Origin of the sequence: Luteibacter sp. CQ10 (assembly GCF_040900725.1) — a bacterium.
Classification (GTDB): domain Bacteria; phylum Pseudomonadota; class Gammaproteobacteria; order Xanthomonadales; family Rhodanobacteraceae; genus Luteibacter.
The window spans coordinates 371,619-378,755 of record NZ_JAEUYM010000004.1 but is presented as its reverse complement, the minus strand read 5'-3'; the positions used below and the strand labels follow the sequence as shown (position 1 = coordinate 378,755).

The 7,137-nt window shown below is 67.2% G+C and carries 3 protein-coding genes and 1 riboswitch; of the genes, 2 read left to right on the top strand and 1 reads right to left on the bottom strand.

Translation table 11 applies throughout. The annotated features are described in order from the left end of the window. Positions 1 to 682: 682 nt before the first annotated feature. A complete protein-coding gene (gene ahcY, locus JNG39_RS17525; protein WP_368313253.1) occupies positions 683 to 2,116 on the bottom strand; it encodes an adenosylhomocysteinase in 1,434 nt (477 codons plus the stop codon). A 17-nt stretch (positions 2,117 to 2,133) separates the two neighbouring features. Further along, positions 2,134 to 2,216, bottom strand: a riboswitch (S-adenosyl-L-homocysteine riboswitch). A gap of 93 nt (positions 2,217 to 2,309) precedes the next feature. On the opposite strand from ahcY, the gene ppc reads away from it, so the two are divergent. Both ppc and JNG39_RS17515 read left to right on the top strand, forming a co-directional pair. Continuing rightward, entirely contained in the window at positions 2,310 to 5,015 is a 2,706-nt protein-coding gene (gene ppc / locus JNG39_RS17520; RefSeq protein WP_368313252.1) for a phosphoenolpyruvate carboxylase, read from the top strand. Between the two features lie 93 nt (positions 5,016 to 5,108). Further along, entirely contained in the window at positions 5,109 to 7,067 is a 1,959-nt protein-coding gene (locus JNG39_RS17515) for a Cache 3/Cache 2 fusion domain-containing protein (protein ID WP_368313251.1), read from the top strand. The last annotated feature ends 70 nt before the right edge of the window (positions 7,068 to 7,137 follow it).

The window sequence follows — 7,137 nt, the reverse complement described above, 5'->3', positions numbered from 1 at the left end:
CCAACGACGTGCCGCGATGAAACACATCGCCCAAGGCCATGAGATCTCACCGGCCTGCCCGTGACCGGGCACCGGAAACGCTTTGATCGAGGAAGCAGGCGACGCCCTACCACGTCTTACGGGCGCACGTGACCACGCCGGGTAAGAACCGCAAGAAACATCTCAAGCCCGAACGGCGGGCGCCGCGGTTCGTCAACCGTGTCTGGAAGAACGCCAGACGGCCCGGTAACCGTTGAGGGTGTCGCCGCGGGGAAGCGGCAAGCGGGGTAATGCCTTAGACTTCGACATAGCCGAATCAACTCCGATTAAGTTGGTTGGGTCAGCGGGCCTCGCGGTGTGCTACCACCCTTGGCCCGCGCTTCTCACCGCATCGAGCGATGGTTGCCTGTGCAGCGCATTCGACACACGGCGCAGGCAACGACACGAAACTACCAAAACACGTCCGTGTTGTATGTAGTCGCCTGACATCCCCATCAGCCGTCGCCTGCTACCGAAGGGGGTGGGAGCCGATCGTATCGGCGAATCCTGCGAAGCGAGCGCTCCAGGCGATACGTAACGCTGAGTTGTTTCTCAGTCGGATCCGCTCATGATGTATCGATGCAACCCATAACGCTAAGCCGCGTTCGAGACAAAAGAAAGGCGCCCCAAGGGCGCCTTTCTCACGAGTCAACAACCCGCCCGATCAGTAACGATAATGATCCGGCTTGTACGGCCCTTCCACCGGCACGCCGATGTAGTCGGCCTGTTCCTTGGTGAGCGTGGTGAGCTTCACGCCGATCTGCGCGAGGTGCAGGCGGGCCACTTCCTCGTCGAGCTTCTTCGGCAGGCGATACACGGTCTTCTCGTATTTGTCCTTGTTCGCCCACAGGTCGAGCTGGGCGAGGGTCTGGTTGGAGAAGCTGTTCGACATCACGAAGCTCGGGTGGCCGTGGGCGCAGCCGAGGTTCACCAGGCGGCCTTCGGCGAGCATGTAGATGCTGTTGCCGGTGGAGGCGAAGGTGTAGCGGTCCACCTGCGGCTTGATGGTCTCGCGGGTGGCATCCTTCGACGCGTTCAGGCGATCCATCTGGATCTCGTTGTCGAAGTGGCCGATGTTGCAGACCAGGGCGTTGTTCTTCATCTTCGCCATGTGCTCGAGCGTGATGATGTCCTTGTTGCCCGTGGTGGTGACGTAGATGTCGGCCATGCCGAGGGTGTCTTCGACGGTGGTGACCTGGAAACCTTCCATCGCCGCCTGCAGGGCGTTGATCGGATCGATTTCGGTGACGATCACGCGGGCGCCGAAGCCCTTGAGCGAATGCGCGCAGCCCTTGCCCACGTCACCGTAGCCGCACACCACGGCGACCTTGCCGGCGACCATGAGGTCGGTGGCGCGCTTGATGCCGTCGGCGAGCGATTCGCGGCAGCCGTAGAGGTTGTCGAACTTGCTCTTGGTGACCGAATCGTTGACGTTGATGGCCGGCACCAGCAGCTTGCCGGCTTCGGCGAGCTGGTAGAGGCGGTGCACGCCGGTGGTGGTCTCCTCGGACACGCCCTTCCACTCGGCGGCGATCTTCTTGAACCAGCCCGGACGCGCGGCGGCCGTCTTCTTGACCAGGTTCTTGATGACCTGCTCTTCGTGGTTGCCGCTCGGGGTGTTGACCCAGTCGCTGCCGTCTTCGAGCTCGACGCCCTTGTGGATGAACAGGGTGGCGTCGCCGCCGTCGTCGACGATCAGCTGCGGGCCCAGTTCGCCCGGGTGGGTGAGCATGTCGAGCGTGCATTCCCAGTATTCCTCCAGCGACTCGCCCTTCCAGGCGAACACCGGCAGCTCGCCGGCGGCCAGGGCGGCGGCCACGTCGTCCTGCGTGGAGAAAATGTTGCACGAGGCCCAGCGGACCGAGGCGCCCAGCTCGCGCAGGGTCTCGGCGAGCACGGCGGTTTCCTTGGTGACGTGCAGCGAGCCGGAGAGGCGCACGCCCTTGAGGGGCTTCTCGGCGGCGTAGCGGGCGCGGATCTGCATCAGGCCCGGCATTTCCTCTTCCGCCATGCGAATGCGGCGGCGGCCGAGGTCGGCCAGGGAGATGTCACGGACCTTGTAGTCCTGGAAGGACGAATCTTTGGTGACGGCGTTCATGGGCGTAGCTCCGGAAGATCACGGGGGCGCCGTTGTGCGGGAAGCCGCGCCGAGCCTGGCCTTCGGGGGAACCCCTCCGGTCGCAGCGCCCCTCGGCGGGCGAAACGGTCCATCATTCTATCGCGGAATCCGCATGAAGGGATGAACACGCGAAATTAGGTACTCTCGGGATTCCACACCCAGCGAGAGTCCGATGGAAGCCGCACGCGATCCTGAATTCCTGCCCCACGACGGCCCCCTGCGCGAGGACGTGCGTCGACTCGGCGCCCTCGTGGGCCAGATGCTCGCCGAACAGGGCGGGCAGGCCTTCTTCGAGCGCGTGGAGAACGTGCGCACCACGGCCATCCAGCGCCGCCGTACCGGGGCCGACGTGGAGGCCCTGGCCGACCACCTCACCGGCCTGGACGCCGCCGACGCGGAGGCCCTGGCCCGGGCTTTCGCCACCTATTTCCAGGCGGTGAACGTTGCCGAGCGCGTGCACCGCATCCGCCGCCGCCGCGATTACCAGCGCGAGGGCGGGGCGCACCAGCCCGAGTCGCTGGCGGCCGTGCTGGCGCTGCTGAAGGAGGAAGGCGTCAGCCGCGAGGAACTGATCACGCTGCTGGGGCGCCTGGACGTCGAGCCGGTGTTCACCGCGCATCCCACTGAGGCCGTGCGCCGCTCGTTGCTGGAGAAGGAGCAGGAGATCGTCCGCGCGCTGGTCGACGAGTTCGACCCGACGCGCACGCCGCAGGAACGTCGCGACGACGACGCGCGCATCCTCATGGCGCTCTCGGCGGGCTGGCAGACGGCCGAGGCCTCGCCCGTGCGGCCCAGCGTGTCGGACGAGTTCGATCACGTGGGCTTTTATGTGTCCCGGCCGATCTATCGCGTGCTACCCGCGCTCTACGAATCGCTGCAGCAGGCCATCGACGAGACCTACGGCGAAGGCGTGACCCCGCCGCGCGTGCTGCGCTTCGCCACCTGGGTCGGCGGCGACATGGACGGCAATCCCAACGTCAACGCGCAGACCATCGCCTCCACGCTCTCCGCGCAGCGCAGCCTCGTGCTGGAACGCTACGTCGAGGACGTGAACGCGCTCGGCCGCCTGCTCAGCCAGACCGACGACCGGGTGAAGCTCGATCCGGCGCTGGGCAAGCGACTCGATGCCTACCGTGCGACGTTCCCCGCGGCGGCCGAACGTATCCGTCCCCGTCACGCCGACATGCCGTATCGGTCGTTCCTGGTTTTTGTCGCCGCGCGACTGGAAGCCACGCTCGACGACGCCGCGAACGGCTATCGCTCCGCGGATGAATTCATCGACGACATCGTGACGGTGGAGAACAGCCTGCTTCACCACGGTGGCCGCCATGCGGGTGCCTATGCGGTCACGCGCCTGCTCTGGCGGGCTCGCACGTTCGGCTTCCATCTCGCAAGGCTCGACGTGCGCCAGGATGCCCGCGTGCACGACGACGCGCTGGCGGCGCTGCTGGGCGACGCCGGGTGGGCGGATCGCGACGCGGCGTCGCGGGTGAAGACCTTGCGTCCCTACGCGGCGGGCGAGCGCAGCTTCGTCTCCGGCGCGGACCACGACGCGGCCGGGCTGTTGCGCGAGGTGTTCGCCACCCTGGCGGATTCGCGCAAGCGTTACGGCACCGAGGCCACGGGCCTCTACATCATCAGCATGGCCGAGACCGCCGCCGACGTGCTTGCCGTGCTCGCGTTGGCGCGGCGGGGCGGCCTGCTCGAGGACGGGCGCGTGCCGCTCGACGTGGCACCGTTGTTCGAGACCATCGACGACCTCAAGGGTGGCCCGGATACGCTGCGCGAACTGCTCGACGATCCGGTCTACCGCGCGCACCTGAAGTCGCGCGGCGACCGGCAATGGATCATGTTGGGCTATTCGGACAGCGGCAAGGACGGCGGCACGGTCGCCTCCAAGTGGAGCCTGCAACGCGCGCAGGTCGAGTTGCTGGAAGTCGCCTCGAAGGCGGGCATCCGCGTGGCGTTCTTCCATGGTCGCGGCGGCTCCGCCAGTCGTGGTGGTTCGCGCATCCTGCCCGCCCTGATGGCGTCGCCGCGCGGTTCCGTGGCCGGCGTGCTGCGCGTGACGGAGCAAGGCGAGGTGATCCACCGCAAGTACGGCATCCGTGCGCTCGCGGTGCGCAACCTGGAGCAGACGCTCGGCGCGGTGATGCGTGCCTCGCTGCGCCCACGCGTGGCCGAGGTGCGCGAGAACGGCTGGAAAGACGTCATGGCGAAGCTCTCCGATGCCAGCCGCAAGGCGTATCGCGAGCTCGTCGATCGCGAGGGCTTCGTCGATTACTTCCGCGGCGCCACGCCCATCGACGTGATCGAGCGCATGACGCTCGGCTCGCGCCCCGCGCGTCGTCGCAGCATGAAGGGCGTGGAAGACTTGCGCGCGATTCCCTGGGTGTTCTCGTGGACGCAATGCCGCGCGGTGCTCACGGGGTGGTACGGGTTGGGGTCCGCCCTCGACGCGATGGCGAAAGAGGGCGCGGAAGCCACGCTCCTGCAGATGGCCAACGACTGGCCTTTCTTCTCCACGATGCTCGACGACGTGGAGATGGTGCTGGCCAAGACCGACATCGATATCGCCGAGGCGTTCTCGAAGCTGGCCGGACCCTTGCACGAGCGGTTCTTCCCGCTGGTGCGCGAGGAGTTCGAGCGCACGGTGGGCTGGGTGTTGAAGCTGAAGGGGGCGAGCGAGTTGCTGGCGGGCGAACCGCGCCTGGCGACGTCGATCCGCCTGCGCAATCCGTACGTGGATCCGATGAGCCTGCTCCAGGTGGATCTGCTGAAACGCTGGCGGGCGTCGGGTGGCAAGGACGATGCGCTGCTGGGGGCGCTGGTGGCTTGCGTGAACGGGGTGTCGCAGGGGCTCCAGAACACGGGTTGATCGAGCTCAGGATTAAAGCTCGCCCGTCCCCTGCCGACACAGGAACATGGAGACCGCGTGCCGCGCGGTCCCGCTGCCATCGCAGGGCCTTCTATGAACGAATCCATCCGTCGCGCCTCCCGGCGCGGCTTGAGCGTGGGTGCCCGGCTGACGCTGCTCGTGGTGGGCATCGTCGCCGTGGGCATCGCCGTACTTACCGTGGTGATCACCACCCTCGTCTCGCGCGAGCTAGAGACGCGTGCGCGCGACGATCTCGCCCGCGGCAACCGTTCGATCATCGCCACAGTGAACACCTTCGGCGGCGCGTTGCTCGCCGAATCCGACCGCTTCCTCGCCATCTTCGAAGGCTACTACCCGCGCGGCGTCACCGTGGACGCCAACCGCCGCGTGCCCTTGGCCGGACGCTCGGTGCCCGTGCTGATGCACGACGGCAAGACGCTCAACGGCGATTTCGCCGCGGTGGACGATTTCTCCGCGCGTACCCACGTGATCGCGACGCTGTTCGTGCGCGATGGGCAGGACTTCGTCCGCGTGGCCACCTCGTTGAAGAAAGAGGACGGCACGCGCGCGGTGGGAACGTCGATCGACCATGCGCACCCGGCGTTTCCGCTGTTGCTGTCGGGCAAGGGGTACGGTGGTCCGGCCGTGCTGTTCGGCAAACCGTTCGTCACCCGTTACGAACCGATCCGCGATGCGTCGGGCACGGTCATCGGCGTGTTCTTCGTCGGCGTGGAGATCGCCAGCGAGATGGAGGGTCTGCGTCGCGAGATATCGGCCATCCGCATCGGCTCGAGCGGCCATTACGTCGTGGTGGATGCCGCGGCGGGCAAGCGCTATGGGTCGTTCGTCGTCGATCCGTCGGGCACGACGGCAGAGGGCGCCGCCCTGAAGGTACTCGATACCGACGGCCGGCCCGTGTTCGGCCGCATGCTGTCGGCGAAGCAGGGCGAGCTTCGCTATCGCGTGGCCGGTGGCGAGAAACTGGCCGTTTTCGCCACCGACCCGGCGTGGAGTTGGCTGGTGGCGGGCGTGGTCGACCTGGACGAGCTGTACGGTCCGGTGACGCGCTTGCGCACGATCGCGGCAGGCACGGCCGTCGTGCTGGTGGCCGTGCTTTCCCTGTTGCTGGTGATCGTGGTGCGCACGCGCATCACGCGGCCGTTGTCGGTGTCGGTCGAAGCCGCGGAGCGGCTGGCTTCCGGCGACCTCACGACGCGCCTGGCGAGCGAGCGCGGCGACGAGATCGGCCAGCTCATGAACGCCATCGACGGCATTGGCAACGGCCTGGGCGACATCGCCCGCTCGGTACGTAGCGCGTCGGTGAGCATGGCGGCCAGCACGGCGGAAATCGCGGCGGGCAACGTCGATCTGTCGCAACGTACGGAAACGCAGGCCCATGAATTGCAGCTCACGGCGACGAGCCTGGATCTGCTTACCCGCACCGTGCGCGACAACGCGGGGAATGCCGCGCGCGCGAGCACGTTAGCGGAAGGCGCGAGCGTGGCCGTGGTGCAGGAGGCCGGCGCGCTGCGCGAAGCGGTCGAGGCGATGAACGGCATCCAGGCGTCGGCGCAACGCATCGTCGACGTGATCGGCATCATCAACGGCATCGCGTTCCAGACCAACATCCTTGCGTTGAACGCGGCCGTCGAGGCGGCGCGCGCGGGCGAGCAGGGCAAGGGCTTCGCGGTGGTGGCGGAAGAAGTGCGAAACCTCGCGCAACGCAGCGCGACGGCGGCACGGGAGATCGAGTCGCTGATCACCGAGTCGGTGCAGCGCGTGGATGAAGGCCATGGCCTGGTGACCGAGGCCGGACGCGCCATGGAAGGGGTGATCGGCCGTATCGGCGACGTGAGCGGGCTGATGGGAGAGATCAGCCGCGCGTCGCAGGCGCAGTCGGAGCAGATCGGACGGATCAACCACGCGGTGTCGCGCATGGACGACTCGACGCAACAGAATTCGGCGCTGGTGGAGGAGGCGGCCGCGGCGGCGAAGAGCCTGGAGGGGCAGGCGGCGGAGTTGGCGCGGGTGGTGGAGGTATTCCGGCTTTAGAGCCGATGTGGCTCCGGCGCCTTCCCGAGCGTGGTCGCGCTGGGTTCCTGCGTGCGCAGGAACGACGAGC